The sequence below is a fragment of the Luteimonas sp. KH_071 genome, assembly GCF_057838005.1.
The window spans coordinates 2,305,014-2,320,547 of sequence record NZ_CM174458.1 but is presented as its reverse complement, the minus strand read 5'-3'; the positions used below and the strand labels follow the sequence as shown (position 1 = coordinate 2,320,547).

At 68.6% G+C, this 15,534-nt stretch carries 16 protein-coding genes; 6 read left to right on the top strand and 10 right to left on the bottom strand.

The window, feature by feature from the left end:
• Positions 1-4: 4 nt before the first annotated feature.
• The 6 genes from ccmE to AC3IRM_RS10660 form a co-directional block, all read right to left on the bottom strand.
• Positions 5-487: a cytochrome c maturation protein CcmE gene (gene ccmE / locus AC3IRM_RS10685; protein ID WP_310152918.1), complete on the bottom strand. Its 483-nt coding sequence runs from the start codon at positions 485-487 to the stop codon at positions 5-7.
• On the bottom strand, positions 484-663 hold the full coding sequence (gene ccmD, locus AC3IRM_RS10680) for a heme exporter protein CcmD (protein ID WP_489203136.1): 180 nt from the start codon (positions 661-663) through the stop codon (positions 484-486). The genes ccmE and ccmD overlap by 4 nt, the downstream gene beginning before the upstream one ends.
• On the bottom strand, positions 660-1,418 hold the full coding sequence (locus AC3IRM_RS10675) for a heme ABC transporter permease (protein ID WP_489203135.1): 759 nt from the start codon (positions 1,416-1,418) through the stop codon (positions 660-662). The genes ccmD and AC3IRM_RS10675 overlap by 4 nt, the downstream gene beginning before the upstream one ends.
• A 136-nt stretch (positions 1,419-1,554) precedes the next feature.
• A complete protein-coding gene (gene ccmB, locus AC3IRM_RS10670) occupies positions 1,555-2,241 on the bottom strand; it encodes a heme exporter protein CcmB (RefSeq protein WP_489203134.1) in 687 nt (228 codons plus the stop codon).
• On the bottom strand, positions 2,238-2,879 hold the full coding sequence (gene ccmA / locus AC3IRM_RS10665; protein WP_489203133.1) for a heme ABC exporter ATP-binding protein CcmA: 642 nt from the start codon (positions 2,877-2,879) through the stop codon (positions 2,238-2,240). The genes ccmB and ccmA overlap by 4 nt, the downstream gene beginning before the upstream one ends.
• 73 nt (positions 2,880-2,952) lie before the next feature.
• The gene (locus AC3IRM_RS10660) at positions 2,953-3,435 is read right to left on the bottom strand and encodes a DUF3293 domain-containing protein (protein WP_489203132.1); all 483 of its coding nucleotides are present in this window, start codon (positions 3,433-3,435) and stop codon (positions 2,953-2,955) included.
• Positions 3,436-3,507: 72 nt separating this feature from the next.
• Between AC3IRM_RS10660 and AC3IRM_RS10655 the strand changes: the two genes are divergently transcribed.
• The 3 genes from AC3IRM_RS10655 (at position 3,508) to AC3IRM_RS10645 (ending at position 6,085) form a co-directional block, all read left to right on the top strand.
• Positions 3,508-4,653, top strand: coding sequence for a pyridoxal phosphate-dependent aminotransferase (locus AC3IRM_RS10655; RefSeq protein WP_489203131.1), 1,146 nt, complete (start codon positions 3,508-3,510; stop codon positions 4,651-4,653).
• A 101-nt stretch (positions 4,654-4,754) separates the two neighbouring features.
• On the top strand, positions 4,755-5,348 hold the full coding sequence (locus AC3IRM_RS10650) for an SCO family protein (RefSeq protein WP_489203130.1): 594 nt from the start codon (positions 4,755-4,757) through the stop codon (positions 5,346-5,348).
• 89 nt (positions 5,349-5,437) lie between these two features.
• A complete protein-coding gene (locus AC3IRM_RS10645) occupies positions 5,438-6,085 on the top strand; it encodes a response regulator (protein WP_489203129.1) in 648 nt (215 codons plus the stop codon).
• 144 nt (positions 6,086-6,229) lie between these two features.
• Here AC3IRM_RS10645 and AC3IRM_RS10640 read toward each other — a convergent pair whose 3' ends face one another.
• Positions 6,230-9,523: an Rne/Rng family ribonuclease gene (locus AC3IRM_RS10640; RefSeq protein WP_489203128.1), complete on the bottom strand. Its 3,294-nt coding sequence runs from the start codon at positions 9,521-9,523 to the stop codon at positions 6,230-6,232.
• Positions 9,524-9,923: 400 nt separating this feature from the next.
• Here AC3IRM_RS10640 and AC3IRM_RS10635 point away from each other — a divergent pair, with 400 nt between their 5' ends.
• A complete protein-coding gene (locus tag AC3IRM_RS10635; protein WP_489205907.1) occupies positions 9,924-10,889 on the top strand; it encodes an RluA family pseudouridine synthase in 966 nt (321 codons plus the stop codon).
• 67 nt (positions 10,890-10,956) lie between these two features.
• Here AC3IRM_RS10635 and AC3IRM_RS10630 read toward each other — a convergent pair whose 3' ends face one another.
• Positions 10,957-11,298 (bottom strand): 4a-hydroxytetrahydrobiopterin dehydratase, encoded by a 342-nt coding sequence (locus AC3IRM_RS10630; protein WP_489203127.1) that lies wholly within the window; start codon positions 11,296-11,298, stop codon positions 10,957-10,959.
• Positions 11,299-11,384: 86 nt separating this feature from the next.
• Here AC3IRM_RS10630 and AC3IRM_RS10625 point away from each other — a divergent pair, with 86 nt between their 5' ends.
• A complete protein-coding gene (locus tag AC3IRM_RS10625; RefSeq protein WP_489203126.1) occupies positions 11,385-11,978 on the top strand; it encodes an NfuA family Fe-S biogenesis protein in 594 nt (197 codons plus the stop codon).
• Between the two features lie 28 nt (positions 11,979-12,006).
• Positions 12,007-13,617, top strand: coding sequence for a hypothetical protein (locus tag AC3IRM_RS10620; protein ID WP_489203125.1), 1,611 nt, complete (start codon positions 12,007-12,009; stop codon positions 13,615-13,617).
• A 909-nt stretch (positions 13,618-14,526) separates the two neighbouring features.
• Here the strand turns inward: AC3IRM_RS10620 and AC3IRM_RS10615 are convergent.
• Together AC3IRM_RS10615 and AC3IRM_RS10610 are read right to left on the bottom strand one after the other, a co-directional pair.
• Complete coding sequence (locus tag AC3IRM_RS10615) at positions 14,527-14,952, bottom strand: c-type cytochrome (protein WP_489203124.1); 426 nt, start codon at positions 14,950-14,952, stop codon at positions 14,527-14,529.
• Between the two features lie 8 nt (positions 14,953-14,960).
• Complete coding sequence (locus AC3IRM_RS10610; RefSeq protein WP_489203123.1) at positions 14,961-15,350, bottom strand: c-type cytochrome; 390 nt, start codon at positions 15,348-15,350, stop codon at positions 14,961-14,963.
• Between the last annotated feature and the right edge of the window lie 184 nt (positions 15,351-15,534).

Here is a 15,534-nt window from a genome sequence, read left to right as displayed (position 1 = left end):
TCGATCACTGCGCAGCGTCCGTGTCGGCTGGCGTCACGATGCCGTGGCGGTCGTGCGCCAGGCCCATCTTGTCGGCGACTTCCTTGGGCACGTAGGTCTCGTCGTGGCGCGCGAGCACCTGCTCGGCGACGAAGGTGTCGCCGTCCATGCGCCCTGTGGCGATCACCGCCTGGTGTTCGCGGAACAGATCCGGCAGCAGACCGGTGTAGCGCACCGGCAGTTCGGCATCGCCGTCGGTGACCCGGAAGCGCGCCTCCATTGAACCTTCGGCGCGCGAGAACGAGTCGCCGGCCACCATGCCGCCCAACCGGAACCGCGCTTCGCCCGACGACACCGCGGCGCCGGCAATCCCGCCCAGCACTTCGTGCGGCGTGTAGAGATAGGACACGTTGCGCTGCAGTGCGAACGCGATCAGCGTCATCGACAGCGCACTGGCCGCGACGATCGCGACCACGAACAGCAGACGGCGGCGGCGGACCGGATTCATCGGCGCAGCTCCGCGGAATCGTCAGCGGCCACGACCGTCGCCGCCACCCGACGCGCGGCCACCAGACGCACCGCGCGCAGCAGGTGCGCGGTGCGGATGCGCGGCGCCACGAAATCCCAGGCCAGCACGGCGGCGAACACCGCGTAGGCGGCGACGACGTATTCGATATAACTCATGCACGGTCTCCGATGGGTGCGGCCAGCGCCCGCACCCAGTCCTTGCCGGCTTCGCGGCGCAGGTTGTCGGCCCGCGCGCGCGCCAGCAGCGAGCCGACGAACCAGAACTTGGTGCCGACCACCGTCCACACCAGCGGCCACAGCATGCTGCCGTCGATGCTCGATTCGCCGAACACGCGGATCGTCTGGCCCTGGTGCAGCGAGTCCCACCACACCACGGAATAGCGGATCACCGGCAGCAGCACGACGCCGACGATCGCCAGCAGCCCGGCCGCGCGTGCAGCGGTGCGGCGGTCCTCAATCGCGTGATAGAGGCCGATCACGCCCAGATACAGGAACAGCAGGATCAGCTCGGTGGTCAGGCGCGGGTCCCAGTCCCACCACGTGCCCCACATCGGCCGGCCCCAGATCGAGCCGGTGGCGAGCGTGATCACGGTGAACGCGGCGCCAATCGGCGCGCAGGCCATCGCGAGGATCTCGCAGAGCTTGATCCGCCAGACCAGTGCGATCGCGGCGTAGATCGCCATGGCCGCGAACACGGCCAGGCTCATCCACGCGCTCGGCACATGGATGTAGAGGATGCGGAAGCTGTCGCCCTGCTGGTAATCGGCCGGCACCACGTACAGCGCGCCGTACAGGCCGACCGCCATCGTCACCAGACCGAGGCCGAAGGCCCACGGCGCCCAGCGCCGCGCGAAGCGGTCGAAGGTGGGGGGAGAACCGAGTTGATGGAACCAGCGAAGGACAGGATTCATTCGGCGAGGCGTGCGGGCGTGGCGGGCTTGCGGTCTCGGCGCGCGCATGACGGGCATGCGGTCGCGGGCGTTGCGCGGCGTTGCGGGACGGATTGCACGTCGGCGACGGGGCCCTCCAGACCCGTCGCGGGGCCGGTCAATTGAGTGCGATGCGGATGGCGGTCGCCGCAGCGACGGGTGCCAGCACGAGCGCGGCGACAAGGCCCGCGGCGAGCAGCAACAGCCCGCCGGAGGGATCATGCCCCTGCGCCGCGATCGCGACGCTGCCGGCACCGAACACCAGCACCGGAACGTACAGGGGCAGGGCCAACAGTGCCAGCAGGATACCGGAACGGCGCATGCCGATGGTCAGCGCCGCGACCACCGCGCCGAGCAGGCTCAGCAGCGGCGTACCCAGCGCGAGGCCGGCCAGCAGCACCGGCAACTGCGCGCGCGGCAGGCCCAGCAGCTCGGCCAGCAGCGGGGTGGCGACCAGCAATGGCAGCGTCGTCGTCGCCCAGTGCACCGCGGTGCGCACCAGCACCAGCCAGGCCAGCGGCACGGGGCTGAGCATCCACTGTTCGAGCGAGCCGTCCTCGGCGTCGCCGCGGAACAGCGTGTCGAGGGCGAGCAGGCCCGCCAGCACCGCCGCGACCCACAGCACGCCCGGCGCCACGGCGCGCAACGTTGCGGGCGCGTTGCCAAGCGCCAGTGCGAACAGCACCACGACCAGCAGGGCGAACAGCGCCGGCTGCAAGGCATCGCCGCGCCTGCGCCACAGCAGGCGCAGGTCGCGTGCGATCAGCGCTGCCGCGCTGCCGGGCAGGGTCGGTGTCGCGCTCATGCGGCCGCGTCCAGCCGCAGTTCGCGGGTGCGTACCGGCGGCGCGGCGTAGGCGCCGTGCGTGGTCACCAGGGCCGCGCCACCGTCTTCGAGCTGGGCCCGAACCATGCGGTTGACCAGTTCGATGCCCTGCAGGTCCAGGTTCGCATAGGGTTCGTCGAGCAGCCACAGCGGTGCCGGCGACATCCAAAGCCGCGCCAGCGACAGGCGCTTCTTCTGTCCGGCCGACATCTGCCGCACCAGCAGGTGCGCCTGCGCGGCGAGCCCGACCAGTGCGAGCGCGCGCTCGGCGGTCTGGCTGTCGCGCCGCCCCTGCAGACGGGCGAGGAAGTCGAGATTCTCGACTGCGTCGAGATCGGCCTTCAGCCCGGGAAGATGGCCCAGATAGGCCATCGCGCCGGCGCGCATCGCACGCGCAACCGGCGTCCCGCTGACTTCGACCGTGCCACTGTCGGCTTCCAGCAGCCCGGCCAGCACGCGCAGCAGCGTGGTCTTGCCCGCGCCGTTGCCGCCCTGCACGAGCAGGGCTTCGCCGGATGCGACATCGAAATCGAGCGGTCCGAACACCGGCCGCTCATCGCGGAGGAAGCACAGGCCGCGTGCAGCGAGCAGCGGTGGGACGGCAGCGGATTCGGACATGCGGCGACGACGGGCCCGTGGGCGCGACCCAGCCGGTCGCGCGGCCATCCTATCCGCAGCGACGCGATTTGCGTCAGCGCAGCCAGTCGACGTGCTGGTCGCCTTCGAGGCCCGCAGGCCGCTTGGCGTACATACGCAGGCGCACCGAGGTCTCGCGCGGCCACCACAGCGTGCCGAGCTGCCCGTAGCGCTGGGCGAGTGCGTCGAAGGCGTCGGCTTCCATGCCGAACACGATCCAGCTCGGTTCGCGCCAGCTGCGGTCGGTGGCGCTGGCGAAGGCGGGCATGTGCGGCAGGCCGAGTGCGCTCAGCTCCGCCTCGAGCGCCTTGTCCGAGCGGCGGTTCTCGGTCGGCGGGCGCGCGACCGACATCGGATTCCACGCCGAGACGAGCCCATAGCCGGCGGCGTCGGGGTAGCGCAGGTCGAGGCCGGGCGTCGGCAGTCCGATCACGATGTCGTGCCAGTCGTCGCGGTGCTGCCAGCGATACCGGGCATCGAGATAGGCGTGCAGCAGCGCGATCAGGCGGGTGTCGTCGATGGGATGCTGGTTGTTCATGGCGGCGGTTTATCCCCGTTGTCCGCGTCCGTACACTCGTGGCCCCTCAGATCCCCCAACGGCATGCAGGCGATGATCCGGACCAAACTCCCCAGGGTCGGCACCACGATCTTCACCGTCATGTCTCAACTGGCGGCCGAACACGGCGCCGTCAACCTCGGTCAGGGCTTCCCCGATTTCGACGTGCCGCAGCGCCTGGTCGACGCACTCGCCGCAGCCATGCGCGCCGGCCACAACCAGTATGCCCCGATGACCGGGATTCCGGCGCTGCGGCAGGCGATCGCGGGGAAGACCGAACGCGTGTACGGACATCTGCCCGACGCCGATGCGGAGATCACCGTCACCAGTGGTGCCACCGAAGCGGTGTTCAATGCGATCCATGCCGTCGTGCGCGCAGGCGAGGAGGTCATCGTCCTCGACCCCGCCTACGACTGTTATGAGCCGGCGATCGAACTGGCCGGCGCCGTGGCCGTGCACGTGCCGCTGGATCCGGCCACGTTCGCGCCCGACTGGCAGCGCGTGCGCGATGCGGTCACGTCGAAGACGCGCATGTTGATCATCAACAGCCCACACAACCCGTCGGGCGCGATGCTTGGCGCAGCCGACATGCAGGCGATCGCCGGGCTGCTGCAGGGCACCGGCATCTATCTGCTGTCGGACGAGGTCTACGAGCACATCGTGTTCGATGGCGCGCGCCACGAGTCCGCGTTGCGCTGGCCGGAACTGCGCGAGCGTGCATTCGTCGTCTCGAGCTTCGGCAAGACCTACCACTGTACCGGCTGGAAGCTCGGCTACTGCATCGCGCCGGCCGCGCTGAGCGCCGAGTTCCGCAAGGTGCACCAGTACAACGTGTTCTGCACGTTCGCGCCGGCGCAGCATGCGTTCGCGGAGATGTTGCGCGAAGAACCCGGACACTACGAGCAGCTCGGCGCGTTCTACCAGGCCAAGCGCGACGCCTTCGCCGCGCAGCTGGCGACCACGCGGCTGAAGTGCCTGCCGGTGCCCGGCGGCTACTTCCAGCTGGTCGACTACTCGGCGGTCAGTGATCTCGACGACGTCGACTTCTGTCGTTGGCTGACGATCGAGAAGGGGGTCGCCGCGATACCACTGTCGCCATTCTACGCGCAGCCGCCAGCGGGCCAGCGCCTGGCGCGGCTGTGTTTCGCCAAGAACGATGCAACCCTGGACGCAGCCATCGATCGCCTGCGCGCGCTCTGAAGGTTGCGCTGCGACGATCGGTCGCGGCGGACCTTCAGTGACACGCCGCTAGACTGGCGTCGTGCACCGTGCGCGCCCGTCTCCGACCGCCGCTTCCGACCATGTCCGTCCGACTCTTCATCATCGCCGTGTCCATCCTGCTGCTCGCGGGTTGCAGCGCGCCGCCGGCCGGGCCGTATACGGGCACCGACCTGACCGGAGTGCCGTATGGACGCAGCCTCGATCTGCAGGACACGCAGGGGCAGCCACGCAGCCTCGGTGATTTCCGCGGGCGTTACGTATTGCTGTCGTTCGGTTACACGCACTGCCCAGAGGTCTGCCCGACCAGCTTGCTGAAGGCTTCGCAGATCCGTCGCGCACTCGGCGAAGATGGCGAGCGGCTGCAGATCGTATTCGTCACCGTGGATCCGAAGCGCGACACCGGCGAGATCCTCGAGCAGTACGTCGGCGCGTTCGGCGGCGACATCATCGCGCTGCGCGGCGACGACATGCAGACGCGACTCGCGGCCCAATCGTTTCGCGTGACGTATCGCGAAGTACCGACGAGTTCGTCGTATGCGATGGATCACACGATGGTGAATTACCTCATCGGTCCCGACGGGCGTTTACGTCTCGCGTTCCAGTATGACCAGCCCGCCGATGCGATGGTCGACGACATCCGACTGGCGATGACGCCTGCGCACGCCGCGGGCTGACGAGCCAGTCAGCGTTTTCCGACTTGCGATTCGTCTCCTGCGCAGCGTAGCCTCGGACCCAGGGGTGGCAAGGGAATGGAGAAACAGGGATGACGATTCGCGTGTTCATGGTCGACGACCATGCGCTCGTCCGCACCGGCATGCGCATGATCCTCGCCGGCGAAGCGGACATCGAAGTGGTGGGAGAAGCCGAAAGCGGCGAGGAGGCCTTGCCGCTGATCCGCAAGCTCAAGCCCGACATCGTGCTGTGCGATCTGCATCTGCCGGGCGTCAGCGGGCTCGAGGTCACCGAGCGCGTGGTGCGCGGGCAGCCGGAGACCCGGGTGATCGTGGTGTCGATTCTCGAGGACGGGCCCATGCCGCGCCGCATGATCGAAGCCGGTGCCTCCGGTTACGTGGGCAAGGGGGGCAATGCCGCGGAACTCGTACGCGCGGTGCGCGATGTCGCCCGTGGACGGCGTTATCTCGCGAGCAATATCGCGCAGAATCTCGCGCTCTCGGGCATCGGCGGCAACGAGACGCCGTTCGATGCACTGTCGCCACGTGAGATGGAAGTGGCGATGCTGCTCTTGCAGGGCCTGCGCCAGGAAGACATCGCGCGACGTCTGAGCCTCAGCGCCAAGACCGTCAACACGCACAAATCGCGGCTGTTCGAGAAGCTGCAGATCCAGGATTCGATCGCGCTGGCGCGCCTGGCGAGCCAGTACCGCGTCGCGCCGGTGGAGCTCGCGATCTAGAGCGCGTTTCATGCGCGGTCGTCGCTGCCGTCGCTGCCGTCGCTGCCGTCGCTGCCGCGAAGCGTCTCGTTCGCAGCAACAGCGGAGGACGCCAAAAAAAAACCCCGGCCGAAGCCGGGGTTTTTCGTGGCGCTGCGCAGCGCCTCAGGCGTCGCTGGAGCGCGACCGCAAGCGTGGATCATTGCGGTAGTCCGATTCCGGCTCGTCGTCGTCGAGTTCGGAGTCGACTGTCTCAGCGAACGCGGGATCGCCTGACGGCGCCGTCCCGTCATCCGGCAGCGCCGCGTTGCCGTGCGCAACGCCAGCCGTTTCCGGCTCGGCCGAAGGCGCTTCGTCGACACCTGCGACGGCCGATGCAGGCGCGTCGAACAGGCCCTGGGTCACCGGCGCGGTAGGCGCAGCGGGCGGGGCGTCGAGCTGCGCCGTGGTGCGGCCCGCTTCGGCCGCCGGGGCGAATGCCTGCGGTGCTTCCGCGACGAAGTCAGGCTCGGTGCGCGAGGCGGGGGTGACCGACTCGCTCTTCTCGCCCGACACGACCATGCGCGCTGCATGCTCGGCATCGTCTGCCGCGGTGTCGGCCGGTGCTGCAACCTGCGCCGGCGTCACTGCGGCTGCGTCAGCTTGCGCGTCGGTCGCGGGCTGCTGCATGCGTACCTCGGCAACCGCAACCGGTGATGCGTCCTCGAACGCAGCCTGCGGTGCTTCGGCCTCCTCGACTGGCGCCGGTGCCGCCGCCGTCGACGCGTCGACCTGCGGCGCGGGCTGCGGCGTCTCGACGGCCGGCGGCGCGACATCGTTCGATGGCTGCGCGAGCGGGTTTGTCACCACGACAGCAGCGGTGGCGGCATGTCGGGTGTCCTGCGCAGCAGGTGCGCGCGGTTCCGCAACGGGTGCAGGCAGGTCGTCGAAATCGAACTCGGGCTGGCCGTGACCGGTGGCGGCGATCGGGTCGTCCTCACCCGCCTCATCGCTGTCCAGCGAGGTCTCGTCGCCCGCAGCGCCGTCGCCGGCCTTGCCACGACGACGACGGCGACCACCGCGACGACCGCGACGGCGACGAGCGTTGCTGCCATCGTCGTCGCCGGGTTCGCCATTGCCATCGGCATCGGACGCGCTGGTGTCGTTGGCGTCGTTGATGTCGTCAGCATCCGCATCCGTGTCCGCTTCAGCACTGGCTAGTGTTGCCTCGTGGCGCGGCGCAGCGTGCGGGCGGACGGCGACGGGTGCGCTGTCGGTCGAGGCTGCCGGCGCGGCCTGCTGGGCGCTGGGCTGGGTGATGCTCGGCACTTCGATCGAAGCCCCGGCAACCGGCGCGGCAACCGCGATCGCCGCCTGTGCCTCGGTCGCTTCGCCTTCGGTCTTCTGGCGCGGGCCACGCTGCTTCTGACGCTGACGGCGTTCCTGCTGCCGGTCCTTGCGGGCGCCGGCATCGGCGACGGCGGCGGCGGCGGGATCACGACGCGCGTCCCGCTGCGCATCGTCGCGCGCCGGCTGTGCAGCCGACGCAGGCCTGGTCTCGTTCGGGGCAGGCATCTGGTTCGAGCCGCCCTGACTCTGCCGGCCACCACGACGGTCGCGGCGCTGGCCGCCGTTGCGACCGCCACGTTCATTGCGATCGCCGCGGTTGTCACCGCGCGACGCACCTTCGGTGCGCGGCGCACGCTCGCCGTGCGCGGAGGCAGCAGGCTTCGCGGGTTCCGAAGGTGCGAACAGCGACTTGAGCCATCCCATGACGCCACCGGTCGCGACGGGTGCCACGGCTGCAGGTCGGGGCGCCGGCGTCGGCACCGGGGCCGGCGTCGGTGCAGCCGCTTCGGGCTTCGGCTCACGCACCGGCGCGGGCTGCGTCGGACGCACATTGGTGACGGCCGGCGGCGGCACGTTGAGGTTGTTCTTGCTCAGCGCGATCGTCGCTACGCGACGCGGCGTGCCGCGCTGGTAGCTCGGACGGGCAGTCTCCTCGCCGAGCTCGTTTTCGCGGATGCGCGAGACCTCGTAGTGCGGCGTGTAGAGCTGCTCGTCGGCGACGATGATGATCGGCGCGGCATGCCGCTTCTCGATTTCCTCGAGCGCGCTGCGCTTCTCGTTGAGCAGGTAGTTCGCGATCTCGACCGGCGCCTGCACCAGCACCTGTCCGGTGTTGTCCTTCATCGCGTGCTCTTCGGCGACGCGGATGATCGACAGCGACAGCGACTCGATGCTGCGCATGCGGCCGTGGCCTTCGCAGCGCGGGCAGACGATCTGACTCGACTCGCCCAGCGACGCGCGCAGGCGCTGCCGGCTCATCTCCAGCAGGCCGAACTTCGAGATCTTGTTCTGCTGCACGCGGGCGCGGTCGTACTTGAGCGCATTCTGCAGCTTGTTCTCGACGTCGCGCTGATGCTTGTTCGACGACATGTCGATGAAGTCGATGACCACCAGGCCGCCCAGGTCACGCAGGCGCAGCTGACGGGCGACTTCCTCGGCCGCTTCCAGGTTGGTGTTGAACGCGGTTTCTTCGATGTCGCCGCCCTTGGTGGCGCGGGCGGAGTTGACGTCGATCGCGGTCAGCGCTTCGGTCTGGTCGATGACCAGCGCGCCGCCGGACGGCAGACGCACGGTGCGCTCGTAGGCGCTCTCGATCTGCGACTCGATCTGGTAACGGTTGAACAGCGGCACGTCGTCGGTGTAGTGCTTGAGCTTGCGCAGGTTGTGCGGCATCACCTGCTCGACGAATTCCTTCGCCTCGGCGTACATCTCCGGCGTATCGACGAGGATCTCGGCGATATCGGCACGCATGTAGTCGCGCAGGGCACGGGTGATCAGGCGCGATTCCTGGTAGATCAGGAACGGCGAAGGCTTGCTCAGCGCGGCTTCGGCGATCGCACGCCAGATGCTCAGCAGGTAATCGAGGTCCCACTGCAGCTCTTCGGCATCACGGCCGACACCGGCTGTGCGGATGATCACGCCCATCTCGTCCGGAATGTCGAGCGCGTCCATCGCCTTCTTCAGCTCGGCGCGGTCCTCGCCCTCGATCCGGCGCGACACGCCACCGGCGGTCGGCGAGTTCGGCATCAGCACCATGTAACGGCCGGCCAGGGAGATGAACGTGGTCAGGGCGGCGCCCTTGTTGCCGCGCTCCTCCTTGTCCACTTGCACGACGACTTCCTGGCCCTCGCGCAGCAGCTCCTTGATCGAGCCCTTGTTCGGGTCGGCGCCGGCCTGGAAGTAATCGCGGGAGACTTCCTTCAGCGGCAGGAAGCCGTGGCGGGCGGCGCCATATTCTATGAATGCGGCTTCGAGCGAGGGCTCGATCCGGGTGATGCGGCCCTTGTAGATGTTGGACTTCTTCTGTTCCCTGGACGGCTGTTCGATGTCGATGTCGTACAGGGACTGGCCATCAACGATGGCGACGCGCAGTTCTTCTGCCTGCGTCGCGTTGATCAGCATGCGCTTCATGGTTGCGTTTCCTTGCGCGCTCTCACGCGCGGAACGCCGGGGCGTTTCGCCTGGATGAAGCCTGAAGCCGCCGCGCACGCGCAGCGACGAACCGGATTGTCCAGCGCTACGACACCACGGCGGGCCGCGGGAGCGCTCTTGATTTGTCTGGGTAGTGCAGGCCGCGGACCGCTTGCGACCGGTGTTGGGCGGTCGCGAACGTCGCGCGGGACGTGTTCAGCGCCGATGCCAGGCATCGGGCGATGGCCGGTGCTGCCGTACAGCCGCTAACATGGCCGCCCCTGGGGCGGTGGCCGCGCACTGTCCGGAAGCCTTTGAAAGGCAGGCTTTTGGCCCGTGTTCTTTCAAAGAAATCAGCACCTTAGATCGCGGCCCGAGTGTACCAGATAAACAGGCGACGATGACTGACAACGGTTCCGGCTCCGCCGGCGGCGGTGGCGTGCGACTGGTCCGGGTTCCGGACGATCGCGACGGCCAGCGTCTCGACAATTTCCTCCTCGGCCAGCTCAAGGGCGCGCCGCGGTCGATCATCTACAAGATCGTGCGCAGCGGGCAGGTCCGTGTGAACGGCGGGCGCGCCAAGCCCGAGCGCAAGCTCGATGCCGGCGACGAGGTGCGGATTCCGCCCGTCCGGCTGGACACGTCCGGCGAGGTCGGGACGCCCTCCAAGGGACTGCTGGCGGCGATGGATGCCAGCATCGTGTTCGAGGACGCGCGGTTGCTCGCGATCAGCAAGCCAAGCGGGATCGCCAGCCACGGCGGCAGCGGAATCAGCTTCGGGGTCATCGAAACCCTACGCGCGTTGCGGCCGAACCAGCCGCTGGAACTGGTGCACCGCCTCGACCGCGACACCTCGGGCCTGATGGTGCTGTCGAAGAAGCGGTCGGCCCTGACCCAGCTGCAGGCGCTGCTGCGCGAGGATCACGGCGCCGGCATCCGCAAGCGTTATCTGACACTGCTGGCCGGGCGCATGCCCGACGGCACGATGAGTGTGGACGCGCCGCTGCACGTCGGTCTGCGTCAGGGCGGCGAGCGCCACGTGCAGGTCAATCCCCAGGGCAAGGTCTCGCTGAGTCATTTCGGCGTGCTCGAGCGGCGCGGCGGGCAGTCGTACTGCGAAGTCCGGATTGAGACCGGCCGCACCCACCAGATCCGCGTCCACGCCCAGCACATCGGCCATCCGGTCGCCGGCGACGACAAGTACGGCGATGTGGAGGTGAACAAGCGCATGCGGGAGCAGATCGGCCTGCGCCGCCTGTTCCTGCACGCCGCGTCACTGGAGTTCACCCTCGACGACGGCGAGGCCTATGTGCTCAATGCGCCGCTGGCCGACGACCTGCGCGAGGCGCTCGACCGGTTGCGTTGATGCGACGAGCGCAGGGCGTCCGGCCGCACGCGTCGCGCATGCGACGCGCCCGGGCTGGCTTGCGGTGCTATGCGACCAGCTGGTCGGCCTTGGCCGCACAAATGAAGTCGTTCTCGCTGAGGCCGCCGACATCATGCGTGGAGTAGCGGACTTCGGCACGGTCGTAATGGACGCCGAGGTCGGGATGGTGGTCTTCGCGATGGGCGATGAAGGCCAGCGCGTTCACGAACGCCATCGTGCGGTGGTAGTCATCGAAGCGGAAGGTACGCGTCAGTGCCTGGCCGTCTTCTGCGAGGCTCCATCCGGGCACTTGCGGCAGCAGCTCGCGCACGCGCGCTTCGGACAGGCGGTGGTCGTCGCCGCGGCGGGGAATACAGTGGGTCTGGGCGAGGGGCGTCAGGTCGGACATGCGGGGCTCCAGGAGGCGCGAAAGGCGTTCATGCGGCAGACGGGCACGGCCACGTGCCGGCACGCAGGCCCGCTAGAATACGCCGCATGATCAACATCTCCGAAACTGCGCAGACGCATTTCCGCAAGCTGATCGAGCGCGAGACGCTGCCAGGCTTGGGCGTGCGGCTGTCGGCCGTGCATGCCGGGACGCCGCGGGCGGACGTGCGCCTGGAGTTCGCGGGCAGCGACGACCTGCAGGGCGACGAGTGGGCCATCGATTGCGACGGATTCACCTTGTGGCTCGATGCGCCGAGCGTGCCGTATCTCGATGGCGCGGAGATCGATTACGAAAGCCGCGCGACCGGCGGTCAGCTGCAGATCCGCGCGCCCAGGATCAAGGGCGAGGCGCCACCGGAAGCCGCCTCGCTGGTCGAGCGCGTGCGCTGGGTGGTCGAGCAGGAGATCAATCCGCAGCTGGCCCAGCACCGCGGTCATGTCAGCGTGCAGGAAGTGACCGCCGAAGGCGTTGTCGTCCTGCGCTTCGGCGGCGGCTGCCACGGCTGCGGGCTGGTCGATGTCACGCTGAAGCAGGGCATCGAAAAGACGCTGATGGACAAGGCGCCGGGCGTGACCGCGGTTCGTGATGCGACCGATCACGACACCGGCGACGCGCCCTACATGCCGCGCGACGCGGCCTGATTTCTCCGGCACCGGCGTCCGCTCCCGGATGTTCACTGCGACCGAACTGATCGACGTATTGCGCCGTCGTCGGCGCCGTTCGATCCGGCCCGAAGACGCACCCGAGGGGTTTCCCGCAGGCTGGACACGCTGGTTCGACGCGATGCGCGCGCGCGTCGGTGCGGTGACCGGCGCAACCGCTGAAGCGATCGTCGCGGTCCTCGCCGCAAGGCCTGCGCCACCGCGGCGCAAGGGGCGCGTGCCGAAGAACGCGTTGGCTGCCTGGATCAGCCTGCTGCATCCGCGCTGGGAGCCCGAGCCCCAGGACCACCGGGGTCCGAAGCGCGTGTCGATGGCGCTCGCGCTGCTGGCGCAACTGCTCTGGGTGAGTGGTCTGCTGTTGCTGACCCAGGCACATTTTGCAGCCCCGGCACCGGTCGCGCAGGGCGAACAGCAGGTGGTGCAGGTCGTCTTCATCGGTGACGGCACGCCCGAGGACGCGGGGCGTGGTGAGGAAGGCGAGCCGGTGCCGGTCACGGTTGTGCAACTGCCGCCGGCGCCGACCGCCACACCTGCACCGGCGAACGCGCAACCCGCGCCGACCGCACCGCGGGACACGTCCACTGCGCAGGACGCGGTGGTCGCGACCGAACCCGTCGAGCCGACCGAGCAGGTGTTGCAGGTCACGCAGACGCCGGTGCCGGATATCGAGTTCACCCTGCCACCGCCGCGTCCCGGCGCGGTGCCCGAAGTCGCCGTGCGCGATCGCCAGGTGCCGGAGGCGCAACTGCAGGCCGTCGAGATCCCTGCATTGCGCACGCCTGCGCCGCTGGCCGAAGTCACCGCGCAGCAGCGCGAGGTCGAGGTCGCAGTTCGCGATCTCAGCGTGCCGCAGCCGACCGAGACCTTGCGTCTGCCGACGCGAGAGGCGCCATCGGTCGTCGTCGATGCGCCGGAGGTTCCGACGCGACAGATCGCCGACGTGGTGGCGCGCGAACGCGCGGTGCCCATGCGCGAAGCACCTGCTCCTGCGCCTGCGGCCCAATCGCCGGCGCCTGCTGCACCTGTCGCAGCCACACCGTCCCCGCGTCCGCCGACACCCGCGCCGCCAGGCACGCGCGCGCCTGCGCCGAACCCGACAGCAGGAGCCGGTGCCCGTACCGGTGCGCCGCCAGGCGCCGCGCGCTCGACTCGCGCCGCCGACGACTGGGGCGATGGCGCCACCGCGCGCGAGGGCGGCCAGCCCGGCAGTCCGTCCGGCCTGCTCGGCGCGGACGGGCGCCCGCGTCTTGCGGGGGATGGTCGGGTCGGCGGTGGACTGCCACCGGGCACGATCACCGAGGATTTCGCACGTATCGACCGCGAAGGCACGTGGCTCAAGCGACCGCCGACCGACTACGAGCCCACGAGTTTCGACCGCTTCTGGACGCCCAGCGAAACCCTGCTGGAGGAATGGGTGCGGCGCAGCATCAAGACCGTGCTGATTCCGATCCCGGGCACGAGCAAGACCCTCCAGTGCAATGTCGCGCTGCTGGCATTCGGCGGCGGCTGCGGCATCACCGATCCGAACATGCAGGACGTGGAAACCGACGGCCGGCCGCCGCCGGATGTGCCGTGGAAGCCGGAGCTGCAGGAAGATCAGGACAGCCTTGGCGGCTGATTGATCTGTGGGCGGCGCATGGGTGACGTCGTGCCTCCTGTGCGCGTATCGCTCTGCCGTCGTCACTCCCGTGCAGGCGGAAGCGTTTTTCAACAGCCGAATGGCTGGTCAGTCCATGGACTTCGCGCGCCGCGTCCGTTTCTGCTTGTGCCGGCGTTTTGTTCTGGCTCTGGCTCTGGCTTCGGCTTCGGCTTCCAGCTTTTGATCTGAATCGAGCCGTAAAGCGAGCCGAGCATCGCAGGGCGGCGGGGTCGAAGAGCAGCCCATGTCTGAGCGCAGCGAGTTTGGGCTGCGTGCCCCGTCGCTCAAGAAGCGCAGGGGACCGCCGCGGCTGTATCGCGGCGGATCGCGTCCGGCGAAGGGACCTTTTGGTTCCTTTTGGGTCCATCCAAAAGGGACTCGCACGCGCAGCGGGCGAAAGCCTTGCACTTGCTCAAGCTTCTTCGCCCGTCGCTTTGCGACCCTGATGTTCCGAGAAAAAAAGAATCAACCACAGGAGCGAAGATCAAGGACAGGGCTTCCGCGCTGTCGCGCGGCTTACTTTTGTCTTGGCAAAAGTAAGCAAAACCGTCTTCGCCGGACGCGAGCCGACGCGATGAAGCCGCGTCGGTGCCCTCCGCTCCTCGCCTGACGCGGCACGCAGCCCAAACTCGCTGCGCTCAGACATGGGCTGCTCTTCGGCCCCGCCAGGCTCCGGTGCTCGGCTCGCTCTACGGCTCGATTTCAGATCAAGAGCCAGAAGCCAAAGCCGCCGGGCAAGAGCAGAAAGACACACGCACGAAACAGAACCAGGCAGAAAGCCTGGTCAGATCCACTCAACAAAAGCCCCTCGGGGCGAGACAGGCGCGTGCCCGTCGAAACGGACGCGCCGCCATCAAGCGGCGCGCAAACAGCGCCGCCGAAATCCGCTCAGCGGTCGTGCGCCCCACGCAGGTCGCGCAGCTGGCTCGGCTGCGCCGCAAAGTACGCGGCGAGATCGGCGATCTGCTGATCGCTCAGGCCCGTCGCCTGCTGCGACATCAGCGCGTGCTCGCGGTCGCCGTCGCGATAGGCCTGCAGCGAATGCGCGAGGTAGTCGCGGAACTGGCCCCCGATCTTCGGATACGTCGGATCGATCGGCGCGTTGCCGCCGGCGCCGTGGCAGTCGATACAGGTCTGGCCGGTCGCCGCGCTCTTGACGTTTGCAGCCTGCTCGCCGGCGTCGACCGTGCCGGAAGGCAGGCCGGCGGACGAGCTGCGCGCAGGCTGGGCTTCGGGGTCGTGCGACTGGCCACCGCAGGCGGCCAGCAGGCCGGCGATCAAAAGCACGGGCAGGGTACGGACCGGACGGATCATGGCGCCGCTCACTTGGTCAGTTCCGAAAGGAAGGCGGCAATGTCGGCGATGTCCTGGTCGGTGAAGCTCTGCGCCTGCGCCTGCATCGTCGGGTGACGACGGGTGCCGCGCTTGTATTCGTGCAACGCGTTGACCAGATATTCGGGAGACTGCCCGCCGATCTTGGGCACGTGGTAGTGCGGATAGACGTTGCGATAGCCGTCCACGCCATGACAGCCCTGGCAGGTGTAGGTCAGCTGACGACCGGTCTCTGCATTGCCGGCCAGCGGCGCATTGGCGGCAGCCGCTTCGGCCGCGGGTGCAGCCGGGGTGGCAGGTGCGGGCGCATCCTGAGCGGATGCGCTCGGGAGCGGCGTTGCAAGAACGAGGCAGGCGGCGAGCATCAGCAGTCGCGTCATCGGGTTTTCCGCAATCCTGAATGGCTTAAAGTGCTGTCTGGGGAGCGCGATGTGCCGGGACGAACAGCGTTCGCTGCATGAACCGGTGCACAACCGGGCCAGTATAGCCACGGCTGCGTCGCAAACCCAACGCACTGCAACATCGACACCAGGCCCGTCTGCACCGGAGGTCACCATGACCTAT